We start from the raw sequence: 20198 nt of genomic DNA, 5'->3' as shown, positions 1-20198 counted from the left end.
GGCAGCAAGGGGAACCGGGAAACCAGGAGGAGCCAGCTCGTGAAGTTGTATGCCGCACAGCGATCCCGCGCGATCCGACAGATCGTCCTCGACGTGTTGACCGTCGTCTGGGTGACGGCGTGGGTGTGGCTCGGCATACACGTCCATCAGCAGGTGTCGGGGTCCACCGACGGCGCGCGCAAGATCGAGAAGAGCGGCGGCGACCTGGCGCGGAACCTGCACAATGCGGCCGACGTGCTCTCGCACACTCCCCTGGTCGGCGGCAAGGTCCGCAAGCCGCTCGACAAGTCCGCCGGCGCGGCGACGTCCTTGCAGCACGCCGGCGGCGAACTGGCCGACAACCTGGGCAAACTCGGCGCCGCCATCGGTTTCGAGATCGCCTTGGTCCCGGTGCTGGTCGCGGTCTTCGGCTGGCTCTTCCTGCGCGTCGGCTACGCGCGCCGGGCCGGGCGCGCGGAGGCGTTGCGGCACCAGGCCGGTGGTGCGGACCTGCTGGCGCTGGACGCTCTCACCCGGCTCCCCGCGAAACGGCTGGCGGCGGTCGGAGCACGACCCGCACAGCAGTGGCGAGACGGCGACGAGGAGGCGATCGCAGTGCTCGCCGGCTCGTACCTGGCGCACCTCGGGCTTCGGGACGTCGCCGATTCGGCCGAGCCTTCGTCGACCCGCGAGCCCGAATAGTCACTCCTCGTTAACCGTCCGGACATGCATCGTTCGCCAGACGCCCGCGGCCGGGACGACAATGTGAGCGACAACTTCACCCCTGCTCCGGAGGACCTTGGTGACACTGCACCGCGGGCAGTCCGCTCCCCCGGCGAGGACTCTCGTCGACGTGTTCCAGGAGACGGTTGCCGAGTGCCCGGACGCCCCCGCTCTCGACAACGGTGCGATGGTCCTCACCTATGACGAACTTGCCGAGCGCGCAAGCGATCTCGCGGATCGGCTGGGCCAGGAGGGTGTCGGACGCGGCGCTCGGGTCGGTATCCGCATCCAATCCGGCACGATCGACCTCTACGTCGCGATCATCGGCACCCTGCTGGCCGGCGCGGCATACGTTCCGGTCGACGCCGACGATCCGGACGAACGGGCGGCCGTCGTCTTCGGCGAGGCACAGGTCGCTGCGGTTCTGACCGACGACCTCGCCCTCGAGGTGCGCACACCGGGACCGCCGCGCGAGGTCGAGGCGCCAGAGGTGACCGACGACGCGTGGATCATCTTCACCAGCGGTTCGACGGGCAAGCCGAAGGGTGTTGCGGTCACTCATCGCAACGCGGCCGCTTTCGTCGACGCGGAGGCGCGAATCTTCTTGCAGGATCACCCGATCGGCACCGACGACCGGGTGATGGCGGGACTGTCGGTCGCGTTCGACGCCAGCTGCGAGGAGATGTGGCTCGCGTGGCGGTATGGCGCCTGCCTCGTGCCGGCGCCGCGCTCGCTCGTGCGCAGTGGCATGGACCTGGGACCCTGGCTTGTCGCGAACGACATCACCATCGTGTCGACGGTGCCGACGCTGCTGGCGCTCTGGCCGGCCAACGCGCTCGACAAGGTGCGGATGCTGATCCTCGGTGGCGAGGCATGCCCTCCCGAACTCGCGGACCGGTACGCCACCGCCACCCGCGAGGTCTGGAACACCTACGGCCCGACCGAGGCCACCGTGGTCGCCTGCGCGGCGCAACTGCAACCGGGGCAGCCGGTCCGTATCGGCCTGCCTCTCGACGGATGGGATCTGGAGGTCGTCGACCCGACCGGCCGACCGGTGGCCGAGGGCGAGACCGGCGAACTGATCATCGGCGGCGTGGGCCTCGCGCGCTACCTCGACCCGGAGAAGGATGCCGAGAAGTACGCCGCGATGCCGTCCCTCGGCTGGGAGCGGGCCTACCGCTCCGGTGACCATGTCGTCCGCGACGAGACCGGACTGATCTTCGGCGGCCGGATGGACGAGCAGATCAAGCTCGGCGGACGCCGCATCGAGCTCGGCGAGATCGACGCTGCCCTGACCGCTCTGCCGGGCGTGGGCGGAGGTGCGGCGGCCATCCGCACGACCGGCTCCGGCACCAAGATCCTGGTCGGATACATCACGATCGAGGGCGAATTCGACCTGAGCGCGGCGATGGAGCGGCTGCGCGACGAGCTGCCGGCAACCATGGTGCCCCGGTTGGCGAGCGTCGAGACGCTGCCGACGCGCACGTCCGGGAAGATCGACCGCGACGCGCTCCCCTGGCCGGTGGCGACCCTGCGGGCCGGCAGCGACGAACAGCAGGAGTTGACCGGGACCGCGAAGACGATCGCCGAGTTGTGGCTGGACGTCCTCGGCGCAGTGGTCACCTCTGAGAAGGACGACTTCTTCGACCTCGGCGGCGGGTCGCTGACCGCTGCCCAGATGGTGTCGCGGCTGCGACGGCTGCAGCCCGAGGTGACCGTCGCGGACATCTACGACCACTCCACGGTCGCCGGGTTGGCCGCACACCTCGACTCGATGAGCTCGCCCGCCAACGTCCGTGACCGCAAAGTGCGGCCGACACCGGCGAAATCTCAGGCAGTACAACAGTTCGCGCTGTTGTGCACCCGGACGATCGCCGCACTGCGGTGGGTCTCCTGGCTGCTCCTCGGTGTGAAACTCGCGTCACCGGCGTTGGACGATCTGCGCTGGTCGGTGCCCACGGCACCGTGGTGGCTGGTCGTGGTGCTGGCCGCGATCTTCCTCACCCCGGTCGGGCGAATGCTGCTGGCAGCCGGGATGATTCGCGTCATACTCCGGGGCGTCGGGCCAGGCGTTCATCCCCGCGGCGGCCGGGTGCACTTGCGCCTCTGGCTGGCCGAACGGATCAACGACGACTCCGGAGCGACCAACCTCTCCGGGGCACCGTTCATGACCTGGTACGCGCGGCTGCTGGGAGCCCGGATCGGCCGCGATGCCGATCTGCACAGCCTCCCGCCGGTGACGGGCCTGCTGCGCGTCGGGCGCGGCGCGTCGATCGAGCCCGAGGTCGACCTCAGCGGTCACTGGCTGGACGGCGACCGGTTGCACATCGGCACCGTCACGGTCCGCCGCGATGCACGCGTCGGAACCCGCTCCACCCTCACACCGGGCTGCGTCGTCGGTCGCCGATCCGAGATCGCCCCGGGCTCAGGGGTTTTCGGCGAGGTGCCGGACGATCAGTTCTGGAGCGGCGCTCCCGCCCGGCGCTCGGGCAAGGCACGCGGCGCATGGTCGGACGAGCACCCTCCGCACCGCCCCGCCTTCACCCTCTTGTATGCCGTGATGGCACTGCTGATCGCCGCGTGCCCCGTCGTCGCCACGGTGATCGGCACCTGGATCGGGTTGCTCGTGCAGGGTCGGCATCGCGTCTGGCCCTTCGCCATACTCTCGGTCGTGGCCGGCGGCCTCGCCGGGATCGCGGTGCTGGCAGTACTCGTCTGGCTGGTCGTCCGTTCGTTGAGCGCCGGCCTGCGGACCGGCCACCATCCCGTGCACAGCTGGCAGGCACTCCGCGCGTGGGGCACGTTGCGCATGATGGACGAGGCGCGCGGTTGGCTCTACCCGATCTATGCCAGCACGGTGACGCCGGCCTGGCTGCGTGCGCTCGGAGCGAGGATCGGCGACGAGGTCGAGGCCTCGACCGTGCTGCTCATCCCGAAGCTGGTCACTGTCGGGGACCGCGCCTTTCTGGCCGACGACACCCTGGTCGGTCCGTACGAGTTGGCCGGCGGCTGGCTGCGGATGGAGCAGACCAAGGTCGGCAAGCGATCCTTCGTCGGCAATTCCGGTATGACGGCACCCGGCCGAAAACTGCCCAAGGGCAGTCTTGTTGCCGTGCTGTCCGCCGCGCCCGGCCGGAAGGACAAGCCGAAGTCCGGCACGTCCTGGATCGGCAGTCCTCCGGTGCGGCTCCGTCGTACCACCTCCGGCGGTGACGACTCCCGCACCTATCGCCCGGTCATGCGGCTCAAGATCGCCCGAGCCCTGATCGAGGTGTGCCGCCTGATTCCGTGGCTCGGCGGCTTCGGGCTCTCCGCCGCGACGGCGCTGCTCTGGCTCTGGATGCAGGAGCACTGGGGCCTGTGGTCACTGCTGCTCGGTGGTGTCACTCTCATGGTCGGTGGCGCGATCGCATCGGTGGTCACGATTGCCGCGAAATGGTTGCTGATAGGGCGAGTTCGCCAGGGTGAGCACCCGTTGTGGAGTTCGTTCGTATGGCGCAACGAGCTCACCGATGCGTTCGTCGAGATGCTGGCGGCGCCCTGGCTGGCGCGTGCATCTGCAGGCACCCCGGTCCTGAACCTGTGGTTGCGCGCGATGGGCGCGAAGATCGGTCGCGGGGTCTGGTGCGAGACGTACTGGCTCCCCGAGACCGACCTCATCGACCTGCGTCCGGGATCCACGGTCAACAAGGGCTGCGTGGTGCAGACGCATCTCTTCCACGACCGAGTGCTGTCACTGGACTCCGTCTCGCTCCGGTCCGGCGCGACAATCGGGCCGCACAGTGTGATCCTGCCCGCGGCCGAGCTCGGCCGCCACAGCACCGTCGGGCCCGCCTCGTTGGTCATGCGCGGTGAAACCGTCCCGGACATGACTCGCTGGCTGGGCAACCCGATCGGCCCGTGGGTAACCGACTGATGGCGAATCCCGCATGGTTGTATGGGCGCTCGGAAGTTCGATCGGAATGTCTCAGGAGGGCTCGAAACGTGTTGGTGTTGCAGGGAGCTTGCGAGTCGCAGCGCCCACTCGAGGCAAGCCGTCCGTGAACGGCCAGCCGTCCGCCGACCCGTATCTGCCCGGTCATGGCGATCCGTCATACACGGTCGAGCACTATGACCTGGACCTCGAATACGCACTGATCGGCAACCGTCTCGCCGGCAAGGCGACCCTCTCGATCCGCGCCCTGGCCGACGGGGTCGACACGCTCACGCTGGATCTGCACCACCTGAAGGTGGTCTCGGTCCGAGGACTGCGTACGACGCGATACACCCACCGCGGCGGCCGACTCGTGCTGAAGCTCGCCGAACCGCTCTATGCGGATGCGACCGCAGAGGTCGTGATCACCTATCGCGGTGTGCCGAAGGTGGTCCGCGACAAGGTCGGTGAGGCCGGCTGGGAGGAACTCGAGGACGGAGCCATCGTCGCCGCGCAGCCCGGCGGTGCGCCGTCCTGGTTCCCGTGCAACGACCGACCCGACGCCAAGGCGAGCTACCGGATCCGCATCAGCGCGCCCTCGGACTACTACGTCGTCGCCAATGGCGTTCGCACCGGTAGCGTTCGGCGCTCCAGCCAGACGGTGTGGACCTACGAACAGCGCGAGCCGATGGCGCCATACCTCGCCACCGTGCAGGTCGGCCAGTATGCCGAGCACGAGATCCCCGGTTGTTCGGTGCCGCTCTCGGGAGTGGTCGCGCCCGCGTTACGCGCCCGGTTCGATGAGGCGTTCGCCGACCAGCCGCGCATGATCGCCGAGTTCGAGCGGCTCTTCGGGCCGTACCCGTTCGCCAACTACCGCGCCGTCGTGACGACCGACGAACTGGAGATCCCCCTTGAGGCCCAAGGGCTTTCGGTGTTCGGCTCCAACCTCCTGCACCGCGGTTGGGAAGCGCAGCGACTCATCGCGCACGAGCTCGCACACCAGTGGTTCGGCAACGCCGTCACCCTGCGGCAACTGCGCGACATCTGGCTGCACGAGGGTTTCGCCTGTTACAGCGAATGGCTCTGGTCGGAAGCGTCGGGCAACGCCACTGCCGACCAGCGGGCGCGCGTGCACTGGGGCCGGCTGAGCGAACTCAAGCAGGACCTCACCCTTGGCGACCCCGGTGTGCACGACGTGTTCGACGACCGGGTCTACAAGCGAGGCGCATTGACACTGCACGCGATTCGGCTTGCCAGTGGCGACGCGGCGTTCTTCGACCTCGCTCGTTCCTGGGTCGGTCGGCACAAGTACGGCAACGTGACCACCGGCGATTTCAAGTTCCTCGTCAGCGAGGTGTGCGGCCCGGAGGTCGCCGATCTGCTCGACCCGTGGATCTACGAAGAAGCGTTGCCGGAGCTTCCCCCGGCCTGAGCCTGCCGCTCCCCGACTGCGTGGCTGCGTGCCGTGTCAGCGCCGCAGCCACGCAGCCGAGGAACCCTACGTCGGGCTACGAGGCGTGGCAGACGTTGTAGCTCTCGACGTGGTTCTTGATCGCCCACTGGTAGGTCTCACCCTTGCTCGGGAACCACCAGGTGAGGTGCCGGTATGCGCTGTGTCCGCCGCAGGACGTCAGGTCGGACGCGCGAATGGATGCGCGCACCGGAATGCCTCCTGCGACAGGCTTTTTCGGCGGGACGTACGTGCCGGTGCCCGTGCCATTCGCGGTACGGCCGCCCCAACTGCTCCACGACACCCTGGTGACCAGGCCGGTGGCGTCGCCCCCGTTGTCGATCACCGTCGGGCGCACGTGTCCGAACCCGCGGGTCGGCTGACCACCCCAGCGCGAGAGCCCCAGGGTCGGCAGCGGGTGGCTGAGGCGGCCCCAGGTGATCTGGCCGATGACACCGTCCGCGGCGACACTCTGCGCGCTCTGGAACGCCAAGACGGCGGCGCGAGTCTTCGACCCGAAGATGCCGTCTGCGACGACCCGGTACCCGTCACGGGTCAAGTCCTGTTGCGCCAGGCGTACTGCCGAGCCGTGTGCGCCATACGACAACGTCGGCTGGTGCGCGGCTACCTGCGATGCGGCGCTGCGCCCCTGGTGTGTGCCCTGCGCGTGGGCGGGTGCGGCGACAGCCGTGGTCGCGGCGATGGTGCCGATCACGGCGATCGTGCCGACCGCGAACTGTGTTGTCCTGCGTGACTTCATTACTGATTCCCCCTGAGTTCGGTGGCGTCGTGCGCCACCTCGGATTTGTGTCTACCCGCACGTTTGTGTGCCGGTCATTGAGGAGGACGACACAGCGGCTGCACGGTTGGTGCCGGAGAGCGGAACTCGGTCTAAGTCGTAGGCCCCGGGCCGTGAGTCTGAGTTCTACCGGCACCTGAACCGGTCACCTGGAGGCTGAACCACACTCGGGCGACGAGGTCACCAGCAGATCGCGGCAACGTGCCCGGGAACGTGCAGCTCGTGCGCGTGCAGCTCGGTCCCGAACACACGCGCGACGCCGTGCTGCGAACTCAGCCGGATCGTCCGCGGATCGGTGCGCAGCCCGGTCCCGAGTGCCTTCAGGACGGCCTCCTTGCGCACCCAGACGGACAGCACATCGTCGAATGCCTCCGCCGGGTGCAGAGTGAGGTCCGCAGGCGCCGTCGCGTCGGCGAGCTCGACGTCGATGCCGACCGGTCCCCCGGCCCACCACGCGATCGCCGAGATCCGGGCACTCCGCGAGACCGACAGGAACGGTCCTTCGTCGAGCACCGGTTGACCGTGCTCGACGGACCCACACTGCGAACAGCGATGCACGAGGGTCCCCGGCAGGCCCGCGGCCCGCACCAGAGCATCGGTACTCAGGTGGCCGTCGACGACGAGCGTCGACGGTTCCCCGGTCACTCCGTGGCCGTCCCCGGCACGACCAGCGACGGACGCAGATCCTCCTCGGGCGGCGCCCAGGAACCGGCATCGGCGGACACCTGGTCGCCACTGCGCAGATCCTTCACCTGATCGCCGTCGGCGCCGGTGAACCAGACGTACGGGATTCCCCGTCGGTCGGCGAACTGGATCTGCTTGCCGAACTTCGCCGCCTTCGGCGCCACCAGTGTCGGTATGCCGCGGGCGCGCAGCGCCGTCGCCACACGCACCGAATCGGCGCGTGAATCCTCGTCATTCACCGCAACGAGCACAGCGGTCGGCGTTTCGCGGGACGCGGTCAGTCCCTCCTCGGTGATGAGCAGACCGAGCAGTCGGGACACGCCGATCGAGATGCCCACCCCGGGGAACGTGCGCTTGCCGTCAGAGGCGAGGGCGTCATACCGGCCGCCGGAGCACACCGAGCCGTACCCGGGGTCGCGGTCGAGCATCGTCTCGTAGACGGTGCCGGTGTAGTAGTCGAGGCCTCGGGCGATCCGCAGGTCGGCGACGGCGACTCCGGGCGCGTGCTCGTTGGCCGTGTCGATGACGGACTTGAGGTGTGCCAGTCCTTCGTCGAGGACGTCGTTCTGCACACCGAGCGCACGAACCTGCTCCACGAACGAGCTGTCGGTCGAACTGATCCGTGCCAGTGCGAGGCACTGGTCGACCTGTTCCTGCGTGCGGCCGGAGGCCAGCAACAGCTTCGCCACCCCGTCGTCACCGATCTTGTCCAGCTTGTCGACGATCCGCAGCGTGCCGATGACGTCCTCGATGCCGATGCCGGTGTAGAACCCCTGGCAGATCTTCCGGTTGTTGACGTGGATCGTGTAATCGCCGACGGGCAGCCGGGAGAACACGTCGGCGATCACCAACAGGAGCTCGGCCTCGTAGTGCGGCGGCAGGTCGTTCGCGTCGATGATGTCGATGTCGGCCTGGATGAACTCCCGGTAGCGGCCGCGCTGCGGGCGCTCACCACGCCACGCCTGCTGGATCTGGTAACGCCGGAACGGGAAGGTCAGCTTGCCGGCGTTCTCCAGCACGTAGCGCGCGAACGGCACCGTCATGTCGAAGTGCAGACCGAGCGACGGCTCGCTGTCGTCGGCGGGCGCTGCCAGCCGGCGTACGCCGTAGATCTCCTTGTCGGCGTCCTCGCCCTGAGCGGACAGGCGGTCCACCGGCTCGACGGAGCGGGTGTTGACCGAGGCGAAGCCGTGCAGTTCGAAGACCTCGCGAATGGTGTCGAGCACGATGAGCTCGGCGATCCGGTCGGCGGGAAGCCATTCCTGGAAGCCGCTGATCGGGGTGACCTTGGTTGCCATGTGTGTGTTGATCCCTTAGAGGTTCTGAAGGTACGGATTGGTGGCGCGTTCGCGCGCCATGGTGGTGCCGGGTCCGTGACCGGGCAGCACCAGAGAGGTGTCGGGCAGCGGGAGGACGACCTCGCGCAGCGATCGGGTCATCGCGTCGCCGTCACCACCGGCGAGGTCGGTGCGGCCGATCGATCCGGCGAAGAGCGTGTCGCCGGACAGCACGGTCGAGGTGACCGCGGCCTCGGCCGGCAGGCCGTCCGGGATCTCCTCGATGCCGAAGATCACCGAGCCCTCGGTATGCCCGGGCGTGTGTCGCACCTCGAACGTCATACCCGCCAGTTCCAGCGACTGCCGATCCCGGATCTCGACCACGTCGCTCGGCTCGGTCCAGGTCGGCGCCTTGCCGAACTGCTGCTCGAACATGCCGATCAGCTGCGGCCCGAGCGAGGACAGCGGGTCCGCCAGCCGGTAGCGATCGTCGGAGTGGATGAAGGCACCGACGGTGCCGCCACACACAGGAGTCACCGAATACACGTGGTCGACGTGGCCGTGGGTGAGCAGGACGGCGGCCGGACGCAGCTTCATTTCGGCCAGGGCCTCACGCAGTGTGTCGAGCACACCGATGCCCGGGTCCACGATCACGCACTCCTCACCCTGCCCGGGGGCGATCACGTAGCAGTTCGTGCCGAAAACGGCGGCTGGGAAGGATGCAGTCAGCACCGAGCGAGCCTATCGGTGCTCGTACGGCGCCCGCGACGACGTATCGGCCCACGAGTTATCCGGTGGAAATCCGCCGTGAACCCTTTAGACTGGCGGGCGTTTGCAAACACCCTCCTGACAGGCGCAGATCCGCCGTGTGGAGTACACCGAGGAGTAACTGCTCTTGCGTCTGAATCGGACCCGGTCCGTCATCGGCGTCGCGTGCCTGGCCACGACTTTGAGCCTTGCGGCTTGCGGGTCCAGCAGCAGCGGCGCAACCGCATCCTCCGGCGTGCCCGCGGCCGCTTCGCCGAGCGCCGACGCCGCGACGCTGGGCGTCACCGGCGGCAAGCTGCACTGCGACAAGGCACCTGCCCTCCCGACGAGCACCAAGCAGCAGAAGCTGCCGTCGAAGGCTGCCGCGGCAGGCAAGACGTTCACCGCGGTGCTGCACACCAACTGCGGCGACGTCACCGTCGAGTTGGATGGCGACAAGGCACCGCAGACGGTCGCATCCTTCCTTCAGTTGGCCAAGGGCTACTGGAACGACAGCCCGTGTCACCGGCTGACCACCGAGGGCATCTACGTCCTGCAGTGCGGCGACCCGACCGGCACCGGCAGCGGCAGCCCCGGCTACGGCTTCGGCATCGAGAACGCCCCGCAGAACGGTGACTATCCGTCGGGCACCCTCGCAATGGCTCGCGCGCAGGATCCCAACAGCAACGGCGGCCAGTTCTTCATCGTGTATGACGACACGCAGCTGCCGACCGATGGCGGTGGCTACTCGATCTTCGGCAAGGTCGTCGGCGGTATGAACATCGTCAACGCGGTGGCCAAGGCCGGGACCAACAGTCCCAACGGCGACGGCGCCCCGACTCAACCGATCAGCATCCTCAAGGTCACCGTCACGGAGAAGAAGGCATGAACGACATGTCACCTGAAAACACCGAATCCACCACCGAGGCCACCGCGGCGCCGGCCGCAGAGGCCACCGCGACGGTCACGCCACCGCCCGCCGAGGAGGTGGCCGAGAAGCTCGCCGAGTCGCAGCCGGCCGAGCAACCGGCCTCCGCCGAGGAGCCCGCCGGCGAAGAGCCCGTCGCCGGGGAGGCCCCGGCGACACCGACGCCTGCACCGGCGGCTCCCGCCCCGCGGCCCACTCCGCCGTCCCCTGCCGCCATGAAACCGCACCCGCCGGCGACCCCGGCGGCCGTAGCCCAGACTCCGGTTCCGGCACCCGCCGCGGCGAGCAACTCGGCGTCGTTCGGTCGCGTCGCCGACGACGGCACGGTGTTCGTCCGAACCCCGGACGGTGAGCGCGAGGTCGGCTCCTACCCGGACGCCGGTCACGACGAGGCACTGGCCTACTTCGCCCGCAAGTACGACGAGATCGCCGCCACCGCGAACCTGCTGCTGCAGCGCGTCGTCCAGACCGACCTGCCGGTGCATGACGGCCAGGAGGCGTTGCGCGCCCTGCGTCAGCAGGTCGGCGAGGCTCATGTCGTCGGGGATCTCGCTCAGCTCGACTCCACGGTCGAGCAGATCGCGACCGCTCTGAAGGCAAAGGCTCAAGTGGAGGGTGAGGCCCGTGCGACAGCTCGCGCGGAGGCGGCGACCCAACGCGAGAAGCTCGTGGCCGAGGCGGAGCAGATCGCGGCACAGCCCACCGAGAAGGTGCAGTGGAAGTCGAGCACAGCGCGGATGCGCGAGTTGCTGGACGGGTGGAAGACCCTCCAGCGCACCGGGGCGAAGCTCGACAAGCCGACCGAGAACGCGCTCTGGCAACGGTTCAGCCACGCCCGCAACGGGTTCGACAAGACGCGCCGCTCGCACTTCGCCCGGCTCGACGAGGAGCACGGCGCGGTCAAGGCCCGCAAGGAGCAGTTGATCGCCGAAGCCGAGCGCCTCGCCACGTCCAAGGACTGGGGTCAGACCGCGTCGGCGTTCAAGCGCCTGATGGGCGAATGGCGTCAGGCCGGCCGAGCCTCCCGGCACGACGACGACAAGCTGTGGGCGCGGTTCAAGAAGGCGCAGGACTCCTTCTTCGCGGCCAAGGACGAGGTCGTCGCCGAGGAGAACCAGGTGTTCGAGGCCAACCTCGCGGTCAAGGAGGAGTTGCTCAAGGAGGCCCAGGCTCTGCTGCCCGTCAAGAACCTGGCTGCGGCGAAGTCCGCGTTGCACAACATCCAGGACCGCTGGGACGCCGCGGGGAAGGTCCCGCGCAAGGACATCAATCGCATCGAGCAGGCCATGCGCAAGGTTGAGACGGCTGTGCGCGAGGCCGAGGACTCCAAGTGGCAGAAGAGCGATCCGGAGCTGGCCGCACGCGCCCAGTCCATGGTCGATCAGTTGGAGTCGGCAGTGGCCGACCTCGAGGCCGACCTCGCGAAGGCTCGCGAGACCGGCAACGAGAAGAAGATCAAGGAACTCGAGGAATCCCTCAAGGCGCGCCAGGCCTGGCTCGAGCAGGCCCGCGGCGGTCTGCAGGACTCCGGCCGATGAGCGAATCCGACATCTGTGCAGGCCTGATCGACTACCTGAACGCGTCGCCGACGCCGTTCCATGCGTGCGCCGAATCCGCCCGGCAGCTGACCGATGCAGGCTTCCGGCAACTGCACGAGACCGATGAATGGCCGAGCGACCCGGGTGGCTACTTCCTGATCCGTGGCGGCTCACTGCTCGCGTGGTCGACGCGGCACGCGGATGGCGCGACCACGCCGATACGGATGGTCGGCGCCCACACCGACTCGCCCAACTTCCGGATCAAGCCGCAACCGGACGTCGCCCGGGCCGGTTGGCAGCTCCTCGGTGTCGAGCCGTATGGCGGCCTCATCGCCCCGAGTTGGATGGACCGGGACCTCGGCGTCGCCGGTCGGGTCGCCGTGCGCGACGGCAAGGGCGTCGTGGAGCGGCTGTTCCGGGTCGATGAGCCGATCCTGCGGATCTCCCGGCTCGCCATACACCTGGACCGGTCGGCACGTGAGGGTGAGCAGCTCAACCCGCAGCAGCACCTCGTGCCGCACTGGGGCCTCGGTGACAGTGCCGGCGACTTCCGGGGCTACCTGGCGAAGCAGGTCGGCGTCGATGCCGAGGACCTGCTGGCCTGGGACGCAATGACGTTCGACCTGCAGCCCGCGGCGTTCTTCGGCCGCGACCGGGAGTTCATCGCCGGCGCGCGGATGGACAACCTCGCCACCTCGTATGCCGGGACGCTCGCGCTGATCCGTGCGCACGAGGCGGCCCCCGGATCGCCGACCACCCAGGTGCTCGCGCTCTTCGATCATGAGGAGATCGGCTCGGTGTCCGAACGTGGCGCACAGTCGGCCCTGCTCATGACGACCCTCGAGCGGGTCACCCGGACCCTGGGCGGCGACCGAGATGCCATGCATCGCGCACTCGCCGGCAGCGTGATCGCGTCCGGCGACATGGCGCACGGAACGCATCCGAACTACTCCGACCGCCACGAGCCCCAGCATCAGATCGCGATGAACGGCGGGCCTGTTCTCAAGATCAACACGAACCTGCGCTATGCAACGGATTCCGTTGGTGCAGCAGCATTTTCGCTCGCCTGTGAACAGGCGGACGTGCCGGTGCAACGCTTCGTGGTCCGGTCCGACCTGCCGTGCGGCTCCACTGTCGGACCCGTCACGTCGGCCCTCACCGGTGTCACGACCGTGGACTTCGGTGCGCCCACCCTGTCGATGCACTCGGTCCGCGAACTCGTCGGCACCGAGGACCAGCGGATGTATGCCGACGCCCTGACAGCGTTCCTCTCCCCCGCCTGACGAGCGTGCCGAGGGCAAAGGTCGTATTGCCGGCGGTCGCCATACTCCTGGCGATCTCCGGCTGCGGCTCGGTGCAGGACGGCCGCGAGCCCGGCGGGTGGGTGACGTCGACGACGGAGCCGACCTTCGTCGCGCCCATCACCACGCCGCCGCCGTCGACGTCGAGCGTGGTTCGCACGACATCCATCGCGGCATCGTGCGCGCGGACACCGTGGGCGTTCGGGTTCTCACCGGTGGAGGCGGCGTCCGGCAATCGCTACCTGTCCATCCAGGTGCGCAACTGCGGGTCCCGGTCCGCGACCGTGCCACCACAACCAGTAGTCACTGCCCGCGACCAAGACGGTGATCCCGTTGCGGTGCAATGGGGTTGGCGCGCGCCGAGGAGCTCACGGGTAGTGGCCGCCGGTCAGTCCGTCTCGCTGCAACTGCACTGGCTGTCCAATGGTCGCTGCGAACGCGGGGCGTCCGCCCTGGAGGTGACCGTCGACGGCACGACGGGCCACGTGGACGACTGTCTCCAACTGGGCGGTATGAACGATCTCACCGGTGAGCCGAGCGTCGCCGACGCGCAGTGGGCACCGACGCCCTGACGCTCAACTGGCCCGGGCGCCCAGCAGGTCGTCCGCTGCGAAGACCTGCAATCGGTCACGGGTCGCGAGGTGGATCGGCCACCGCGGGTGCAGGTCGCGCAGCGCCCCGGTCAGGGCGGCCGCCCAGAGCCGGTCCCCCTCCGTCATCCCGGACGGCCCGGGTCGCGAGATGAGCATCGGCACGTCGGCCACCCCCACCTCTTCGCGCACTCGCGTGACCAGGTCGACGATGGCCTGCACGTCACGCGCGTCGGGCAGCATTGGAATGTCGTCGATGGGCACGATGAGATCGGACTGTCGTCCCTCCTCGTCGAGGAAGATCAGCCACAAGCTGCGGCGCCCGAAGTCTCCTCCGCCCATGAGTTCCTCCCAGCGCTCGAAGAGGTCTCGTTCGCTCCGGATCGGTGTTCGTTCTGGTGTCGTTGTCATGCCCCGAGAGCTTGCACCGCCCCGTCATACGCTCGCAGAAGTTGTCCACAGCGCCGGTCTCGACGGCGGAACCCGTCATCGATGGCCGCTCGTCGTAGCATCACCGTCGACACGATCACCGGGGAGGCACGCCACATGGGCGACCAGGACGCGCAGCACATCATCCCGACCGAGGACCGGATCCGCTTTCCGGACATCTCGCCTCGCAGCTACGAACATCCGGCCGACCGCAGTGTGATGGCCACGATGCGCGCGGTCCCCGGTCTCTCGGACATCCTGCGTGCCCTGTCAGGGGTCTTCCCCGAGCGCGGCGAGCGGCTGATGGCACTGGCCTCCTGCATCCGGGTGAGCGAGAAGCAGTACTCGAAGCTGCACCGGATGCAGACGGAGTGCGCGCAGATCCTGGATCTTCCGAAGGTGCCCGCACTGTTCGTCCAACGAGACCCCGAGGTCAACGCGCTGACCATCGGCATCGACGAGCCGTTCGTCATCCTCACCACCGGCCTGCTCGAAGCGATGGATGACGAGAGCATCCGCTTCTCCATCGGCCACGAGATGGGTCACGTGTTGTCCGGCCACGCGGTACTGCGGACTCTGCTTGTGCGGTTGCTGTCGATGCAGACGACGTTGTCGTGGATTCCCGCAGGGGCACTGGGGATTCGCGCCGTCGTCGCGGCGCTGCGGGAGTGGTATCGCAAGGCGGAACTCACGGCCGACCGGGCCGGCCTGCTGTGCGGCCAGGACCCGCAGGCGGCGCTGCGCGCGCACATCCTGCTGGCCGGCGGACTGGACCCGGACCAGATCGACATACCGTCCTTCCTCCAGCAGGCCGAGGACTATCTCGGCGTCGACGACATCCGCGACTCGATCCACAAGCTGCGCTCGGTCGAGGGTATGACGCACCCGCTCGCCGTCGTTCGTGCCCAGCAGTTGCAGAAGTGGGCAGGGTCGGAGGAGTACCGCGCCATCCTGTCGGGCAACTATCAACGACGCAGTGCCGACGCCTCCTCGCATCTCGGAGCGGATCTCGGCGGAGCAGCCAAGTCCTACAAGCAGGCTGCGGCCGACTCGACCGACGCGCTGGCGAACCTCCTGACGAACGTCGGTGAGCAGGTCGGGAAGGTCGGTTCACGGTTCGGTGAATGGTTCAACCGCCCGGCACCGCCTTCGCGCGACGACTGACCCGCGCATCACCCCGCCCGGCACCCTCGGCGGCCGGCGCACCGAGGGTGCCGGCGTTCGTCCGATCACTCGTCAGGACCATGCGCGTGTCCGCGCATGGTCCTGACGCTGTGGAATCCGACCGTCCGGGAAGAGTCAGATCAGGTCGCCGGTCGTGTGCACCGTCGCCGCCGTATTCGCGCGCGGCGCAGCGCTGGACGGTTGCAAGGTGATCGGCCCTCGCAGGAACGAGATCTGTTTGCCGTCGACGGTGACCGTTCGACGGGCATATGCGCGAACCGCCGAAAGGCAGTAGCTGTACGACAGTGTCTGTGTTTGAAACGCGGGTTGCCCCAGCGCGTAGCTGTACACGGGGTTGCCCTTGACGTACGCGAAAGCACCGGTGTAACGGGTCGTGTAGGCCGTCATTCCGGTGACTGCGGGTGCACTCGGGTCTTTGGTTGGGAGCGTCCATTGCGTCGAGCCGCCCGACGCGTACGACCAGGTCAGGTTCATGGTGGTCGGAAAGTAGAAGGTGATCGAGGCGTTCGTGATGGTTGTTGCGGGCGTCGTGTTGTACACCCACAATCCGCGGTCAGGGTAAGAGCCTGCCCCATTGATCCCGAGCCGTGCGCCCGTGCGTGCGTCGCATGTCTCGGTGACCTGAACCCACCCCTGCAAACCGGGTGGTGTGGCGGTGGTGCTGGCCGAGGCTGCTGGGGCGGCTGTTCCCACGGCGATCACCGGGACAGTCCACGCAACGGACTTGGCGACGCTACGCCGCGAGGGCGCCACAGAATTCTTCATTAACTATTTCCTCTATTGATTGGTAGTGCATATTGTTGGTCTAGTGCTGGTTTGTGCCCCACGACGCAGGGCTTCGACCGGGCAATCCTTCGGACACATCCCGCTATCTATGTTCCGGTCGCCTCGTTTCGCGACCTGGGTTGTCTCTTGCTGCCGCAACGGGGCCGATGGGCACGATTGGAGACAACCAGGCTGCACCCGTCCGTCTTTTCGCACGTGCGGTCCGAGGATTGCCGGCTCGAACTTCGGAACTCTCTTCCGAATCCTCTTCAGACATTCAGGAGAACCGTCAACTGTCTGACGAATGAGTACGTATTTGGCTTCAATGTACGACTTTCATGTCAATTCCCGTTTGCGTCTTTGCGCGTTGCCAACTCCTGACGTCGGCGGAGCTGACCGCGAGGTCTGGCGCATCCACCGGACGGCAGGAGCTGGCAACAGTTCCCTTCCGTCGAGTGAGAGCACGAATACATGAAAAGGTGACGCGCGAACGTCACGCGGTATCGCTTGTGACGTGCATGGCCTTAATGACTTGGTGACTTCCCGAACGGTTACCGGGTCTGGAGTCCGCGAGCGGCACCATCCCGCCGCCTAACCATCCGTCTGGCGTCCGGTAATCACAATGGACTAGGCGACTCAAGGGGATAGTTCATTGAACGTGACGCACGTCACGAATGGATTCGCCGCCGCGGCGCAAAGTGCCGGTTTACCGACTCTCACTCGTTGACGGCAGGAACAAAGCAAGACGCGTTCGAGCAACGGTGCGACTGACGCTCCCGCGACGCGGCCGACCCGGCCAGCGGCAACACGCACTGATCCACTGTTCGGCCCGCAGATCAGGCGTCCTGATGGGCAGGCTCAAAAAGGCACCGGCGCACACCCGACGGATGCCGCAGCGCACCGACGGTCGACCTCCGCGCCAATGGAATCCGAAGTGCTCAGTCCGGTGCAGACGCACAACACAGCCACGGGAAGCACCACCACGGGGGACTATCGCAATTTCGGTGTTTCTGGTCCGTGACACGCCCCATGGTTGGGGCGGGACCGGAGTAGTAACGCATGACACTGCAGGACGTGAACAACAGCAACGAGGAGCCGGCAGGGACGCGACCTGCTCGGCGTGAGCCCGCGGACCGCCGACCGAAGAAGACCGACGTGGAACGTCGCCGCATGGAAGCGCTCACCGAGCTGGTGCGCGATGCGCGCGCTAACGGTGACTCGTTGACTGGCCCGTCGGGTCTGTTGAAGGATCTGACCAAGATGGTGCTGGAGATCTCCTTGGAGGAGGAGATGACTGAGCACCTCGGACACGGCAAGCATCAGCCATCGTCAGCATCAGCGGACGACACCGACACTGCCTCGGAAGCTACGAGTGAGGGTCGTATCCGCAACGTTCGCAACGGCTCCCGGACTAAGACGGTGCTGACCGACAACGTCGGCAAAGTCGACATCACGGTGCCGCGGGACCGGACCGGCACGTTCGAGCCGGTGATCGTGCCCAAGCACCACCGCAAGCTCGGCTCGGTCGAGCAGGTTGTGCTCTCACTGACTGCGAAGGGCCTGACCACTGGGGAGATCAGCGCCCACCTGGAAGAGATCTACGGCGCGTCGGTATCCAAGGACACGATCAGTCGGATCACCGATCGGATCAGCGAGGAGATGAACGAATGGCTGGCTCGCCCGCTGGATCCGGTGTACGCGGCGATCTTCATCGACGCGATCGTGGTCAAGGTCCGCGACGGGCAGGTCGCTAACCGGCCCTTCTACGCCGCGATCGGTGTCACCGTTGACGGGCGGAAGGACGTGCTCGGGTTGTGGGCCGGCACTCCAGGCGATGGTGAGGGCGCCAAGTACTGGCTCGCGGTGTTGACCGAGCTGAAGAACCGCGGCGTGGCCGACACCATGTTCGTCGTCTGTGACGGCCTCAAGGGGCTACCTGCCGTGGTGGAGAGCGTGTGGCCGGACGCGACCGTACAAACATGCGTCATTCACCTGCTGCGCAACTCCTTCCGGTTGACGTCGCGAAAGTACTGGGACCAGATCGCCAGGGAACTGAAGCTGGTGTACACCGCGCCGAAGGCTGAGGCGGCACGAGCGGAGTTTGCGAAGTTCACCGACACCTGGGGCCAGCAGTATCCCGCGCTGATCCGGTTATGGGACAACGCGTGGGAGGAATTCACCCCGTTCCTGGCCTACGACGTCGAAATCAGGAGAATCCTGTTCAGTACCAACGCGATCGAGTCGCTCAACGCACGTTACCGGAGGGCAGTCCGTGCCCGTGGGCACTTCCCGAACGAGCAAGCAGCACTCAAATGCCTCTACCTCGTCACCAGGTCACTGGACCCGACCGGGCGTGGACAGGCACGATGGACCATGCGATGGAAGCCAGCACTCAACGTGTTCGCGACCGTCTTCGAGGGCCGCTGGCCCACCGCAGAGAAGTACTAATCAATCAGGGCCAGAAACACCGAATTTCGGACACTCCCCACCACGGCGGCGTGCACGCTGGGGGTGACGTGCTGCTCGACGATGGAGATGTCGGTGACGTCGTGACCGAGCTAGCGGGTGAAGAGCTGGGCGATGTTGAAGTCAGTGTCGAACTGCTGGAGGACGTGAAGGGCGGCGAGCTGGTCGACGGGGAAGCGGGGGCAGAACTGCCGGAGGACGTGGTAGACGACCTGACAGCCGATGTTGAGGTCGGCACCAGGACCGTTGTACGAGACGACGAGGCGTAGGAGGAGTGGGTGGGATGGGCGGGAGCGGTCGACGGCAGCGGTACCACCGGCGCACTCCGCAATGGCCTCGTGCGCACCAACCGCGTAGCCGATGTGCTGTTCGATGGTGGTGACATCATCAGCGTCGCCCACGGCTCGGCGGCGTCGCGCATATCGTTCGGAGCAGTCGGAGTGACAATTGGCGAGATGGTGCGCTCCGCCCCGCCACCTTGGTGACCGGCTCCGTGCGCGGGTGCCGCAGCAGATGACGTCACCGCATACGGAGGTGTGGCAGGGCCGGTTCCGGGCAGCGTCAGGGCGTAGGCCGTCCCCGCTGTCGCAGCTACCGCCACGGCCGCCGCGGCGCCGACGAACTTGCCGGTGTGAAGCGACTTTCCCAGGACGCCGATGCCAAGGACTCCGGTGGCATGACCGGCGTTCGCGACGCCGACCCATTTGATGGTCGGTCCCAGTGCGAGCATGGCCGGCAACAGCATCGCGCCCAAGCCCTTCTCGGCGGACTGCAGGTCTGCCAGCCGACGAGTGCAGTCCACGCAGCCAGCCACATGGTGACGCAGACCGCTCGTGGAACTGTGTAGTCGGGCGGTTGGGGAAAGCAGCTCGACCAACCGCGGGGCATAGGGAACGCAGTCGGCTGCGACGGCATGGGTAGAGACATGAGCCTGCAGGTACGCCGTGCGAAACCCTGCTCGGGCGCGGCGAGCCAACGCGGCGATCGCGTTCGGTGACATACCCATATCAGCGGCGATCGCCTTGTTCGAGTCGTGATCGACAGCGGTACGCCACAGGACGGTCTGCCAGCGACGCGGAAGTGAGCCGAAAGCCTCTCGCACGAGACCGAGCTCGGCGTGATGGGCCACCGGGTCCAGTGCCCCAGCTGTCGACTCCTCGAACTCTGCGACCTCGTCCGTGAGTACGTTGGCCGCTGTGGAGCGATGCACTCGTGACGCAAGGTTGCGCACCGACGTGGCCAAGTAGCCGCGCACCGACGTGACGGGGCCGTGGTTGGTGCTCAGTGCGTGCAACATCGCCGCGAACGCATCGGAAGCGATTTCCTCGGCGTCCTTGGGTTGTCGACTCACCCGACGTGCAGTGGCGAGCGTCGCCGGGTAATGCCGAGACCACAGCTCGGCCATCGCATCAGCGTCCCCC

The 20198-nt window shown here is 67.3% G+C and carries 16 protein-coding genes and 1 pseudogene; 10 read left to right on the top strand and 7 right to left on the bottom strand.

Annotated elements, in window-relative coordinates; genetic code table 11:
* Positions 1 to 39: 39 nt before the first annotated feature.
* From ACZ50J_RS10275 to ACZ50J_RS10265, 3 genes are all read left to right on the top strand, one after another.
* A complete protein-coding gene (locus ACZ50J_RS10275) occupies positions 40 to 681 on the top strand; it encodes a hypothetical protein (protein WP_464301178.1) in 642 nt (213 codons plus the stop codon).
* Between the two features lie 100 nt (positions 682 to 781).
* Positions 782 to 4618 (top strand): Pls/PosA family non-ribosomal peptide synthetase, encoded by a 3837-nt coding sequence (locus ACZ50J_RS10270; RefSeq protein WP_464301177.1) that lies wholly within the window; start codon positions 782 to 784, stop codon positions 4616 to 4618.
* 124 nt (positions 4619 to 4742) lie between these two features.
* Positions 4743 to 6050 carry a M1 family metallopeptidase gene (locus tag ACZ50J_RS10265; RefSeq protein ID WP_464301176.1) on the top strand — a complete coding sequence of 436 codons (1308 nt, stop codon included), beginning with the start codon at positions 4743 to 4745 and terminating at the stop codon, positions 6048 to 6050.
* A 76-nt stretch (positions 6051 to 6126) separates the two neighbouring features.
* On the opposite strand, the gene ACZ50J_RS10260 is transcribed toward ACZ50J_RS10265, so the two are convergent.
* The 4 genes from ACZ50J_RS10260 to ACZ50J_RS10245 form a co-directional block, all read right to left on the bottom strand.
* Positions 6127 to 6828: a peptidoglycan-binding domain-containing protein gene (locus tag ACZ50J_RS10260; RefSeq protein ID WP_464301175.1), complete on the bottom strand. Its 702-nt coding sequence runs from the start codon at positions 6826 to 6828 to the stop codon at positions 6127 to 6129.
* Between the two features lie 219 nt (positions 6829 to 7047).
* A complete protein-coding gene (locus ACZ50J_RS10255) occupies positions 7048 to 7512 on the bottom strand; it encodes a 4'-phosphopantetheinyl transferase family protein (protein ID WP_464301174.1) in 465 nt (154 codons plus the stop codon).
* Positions 7509 to 8849 (bottom strand): histidine--tRNA ligase, encoded by a 1341-nt coding sequence (hisS, locus tag ACZ50J_RS10250; protein ID WP_464301173.1) that lies wholly within the window; start codon positions 8847 to 8849, stop codon positions 7509 to 7511. Before hisS ends, ACZ50J_RS10255 begins: the two co-directional genes overlap by 4 nt.
* Positions 8850 to 8864: 15 nt before the next feature.
* Complete coding sequence (locus tag ACZ50J_RS10245) at positions 8865 to 9560, bottom strand: MBL fold metallo-hydrolase (RefSeq protein WP_464301172.1); 696 nt, start codon at positions 9558 to 9560, stop codon at positions 8865 to 8867.
* 163 nt (positions 9561 to 9723) lie between these two features.
* On the opposite strand from ACZ50J_RS10245, the gene ACZ50J_RS10240 reads away from it, so the two are divergent.
* Genes ACZ50J_RS10240 through ACZ50J_RS10225 form a run of 4 tightly spaced genes read left to right on the top strand, consistent with a single transcriptional unit; the run spans position 9724 to position 13914 of the window.
* On the top strand, positions 9724 to 10464 hold the full coding sequence (locus ACZ50J_RS10240; RefSeq protein WP_464301171.1) for a peptidylprolyl isomerase: 741 nt from the start codon (positions 9724 to 9726) through the stop codon (positions 10462 to 10464).
* Positions 10461 to 12041 (top strand): DUF349 domain-containing protein, encoded by a 1581-nt coding sequence (locus ACZ50J_RS10235; protein WP_464301170.1) that lies wholly within the window; start codon positions 10461 to 10463, stop codon positions 12039 to 12041. Before ACZ50J_RS10240 ends, ACZ50J_RS10235 begins: the two co-directional genes overlap by 4 nt.
* Positions 12038 to 13324 (top strand): M18 family aminopeptidase, encoded by a 1287-nt coding sequence (locus ACZ50J_RS10230; protein ID WP_464301169.1) that lies wholly within the window; start codon positions 12038 to 12040, stop codon positions 13322 to 13324. The genes ACZ50J_RS10235 and ACZ50J_RS10230 overlap by 4 nt, the downstream gene beginning before the upstream one ends.
* Positions 13325 to 13329: 5 nt before the next feature.
* Positions 13330 to 13914, top strand: a complete 585-nt coding sequence (locus tag ACZ50J_RS10225) for a DUF4232 domain-containing protein (protein WP_464301168.1) — start codon at positions 13330 to 13332, stop codon at positions 13912 to 13914.
* A gap of 3 nt (positions 13915 to 13917) precedes the next feature.
* Here ACZ50J_RS10225 and ACZ50J_RS10220 read toward each other — a convergent pair whose 3' ends face one another.
* Positions 13918 to 14343 carry a hypothetical protein gene (locus ACZ50J_RS10220; protein WP_464301167.1) on the bottom strand — a complete coding sequence of 142 codons (426 nt, stop codon included), beginning with the start codon at positions 14341 to 14343 and terminating at the stop codon, positions 13918 to 13920.
* A gap of 81 nt (positions 14344 to 14424) precedes the next feature.
* Between ACZ50J_RS10220 and ACZ50J_RS10215 the strand changes: the two genes are divergently transcribed.
* Complete coding sequence (locus tag ACZ50J_RS10215; protein ID WP_464301166.1) at positions 14425 to 15525, top strand: M48 family metallopeptidase; 1101 nt, start codon at positions 14425 to 14427, stop codon at positions 15523 to 15525.
* A 135-nt stretch (positions 15526 to 15660) separates the two neighbouring features.
* On the opposite strand, the gene ACZ50J_RS10210 is transcribed toward ACZ50J_RS10215, so the two are convergent.
* Entirely contained in the window at positions 15661 to 16248 is a 588-nt protein-coding gene (locus tag ACZ50J_RS10210) for a hypothetical protein (protein ID WP_464301165.1), read from the bottom strand.
* A 1233-nt stretch (positions 16249 to 17481) separates the two neighbouring features.
* Between ACZ50J_RS10210 and ACZ50J_RS10205 the strand changes: the two genes are divergently transcribed.
* On the top strand, positions 17482 to 18759 hold the full coding sequence (locus ACZ50J_RS10205; RefSeq protein WP_464301335.1) for an IS256 family transposase: 1278 nt from the start codon (positions 17482 to 17484) through the stop codon (positions 18757 to 18759).
* 68 nt (positions 18760 to 18827) lie between these two features.
* Complete coding sequence (locus ACZ50J_RS10200; protein WP_464301397.1) at positions 18828 to 19046, top strand: hypothetical protein; 219 nt, start codon at positions 18828 to 18830, stop codon at positions 19044 to 19046.
* A gap of 695 nt (positions 19047 to 19741) precedes the next feature.
* On the opposite strand, the pseudogene ACZ50J_RS10195 reads toward ACZ50J_RS10200, so the two are convergent.
* Positions 19742 to 20182, bottom strand: a pseudogene (locus tag ACZ50J_RS10195) (RNA polymerase sigma factor); the annotation flags it as partial.
* Positions 20183 to 20198 lie beyond the last annotated feature (16 nt).

It is taken from the genome of Flexivirga sp. G2 (genome assembly GCF_055397625.1).
Note: the sequence above shows the minus strand (reverse complement) of the source record. Positions and strands in the feature narration are given on the sequence as shown.

What these genes read in the sequence shown, in the direction of transcription:
- ACZ50J_RS10260 (WP_464301175.1), bottom strand. Translation starts at nt 6,828, where the DNA reads ATGAAGTCACGCAGGACAACACAGTTCGCGGTCGGCACGATCGCCGTG.
- hisS (WP_464301173.1), bottom strand. Translation starts at nt 8,849, where the DNA reads ATGGCAACCAAGGTCACCCCGATCAGCGGCTTCCAGGAATGGCTTCCC.
- ACZ50J_RS10235 (WP_464301170.1), top strand. Translation starts at nt 10,461, where the DNA reads ATGAACGACATGTCACCTGAAAACACCGAATCCACCACCGAGGCCACC.
- ACZ50J_RS10230 (WP_464301169.1), top strand. Translation starts at nt 12,038, where the DNA reads ATGAGCGAATCCGACATCTGTGCAGGCCTGATCGACTACCTGAACGCG.
- ACZ50J_RS10220 (WP_464301167.1), bottom strand. Translation starts at nt 14,343, where the DNA reads ATGACAACGACACCAGAACGAACACCGATCCGGAGCGAACGAGACCTC.
- ACZ50J_RS10215 (WP_464301166.1), top strand. Translation starts at nt 14,425, where the DNA reads ATGGCCGCTCGTCGTAGCATCACCGTCGACACGATCACCGGGGAGGCA.
- ACZ50J_RS10205 (WP_464301335.1), top strand. Translation starts at nt 17,482, where the DNA reads ATGGAAGCGCTCACCGAGCTGGTGCGCGATGCGCGCGCTAACGGTGAC.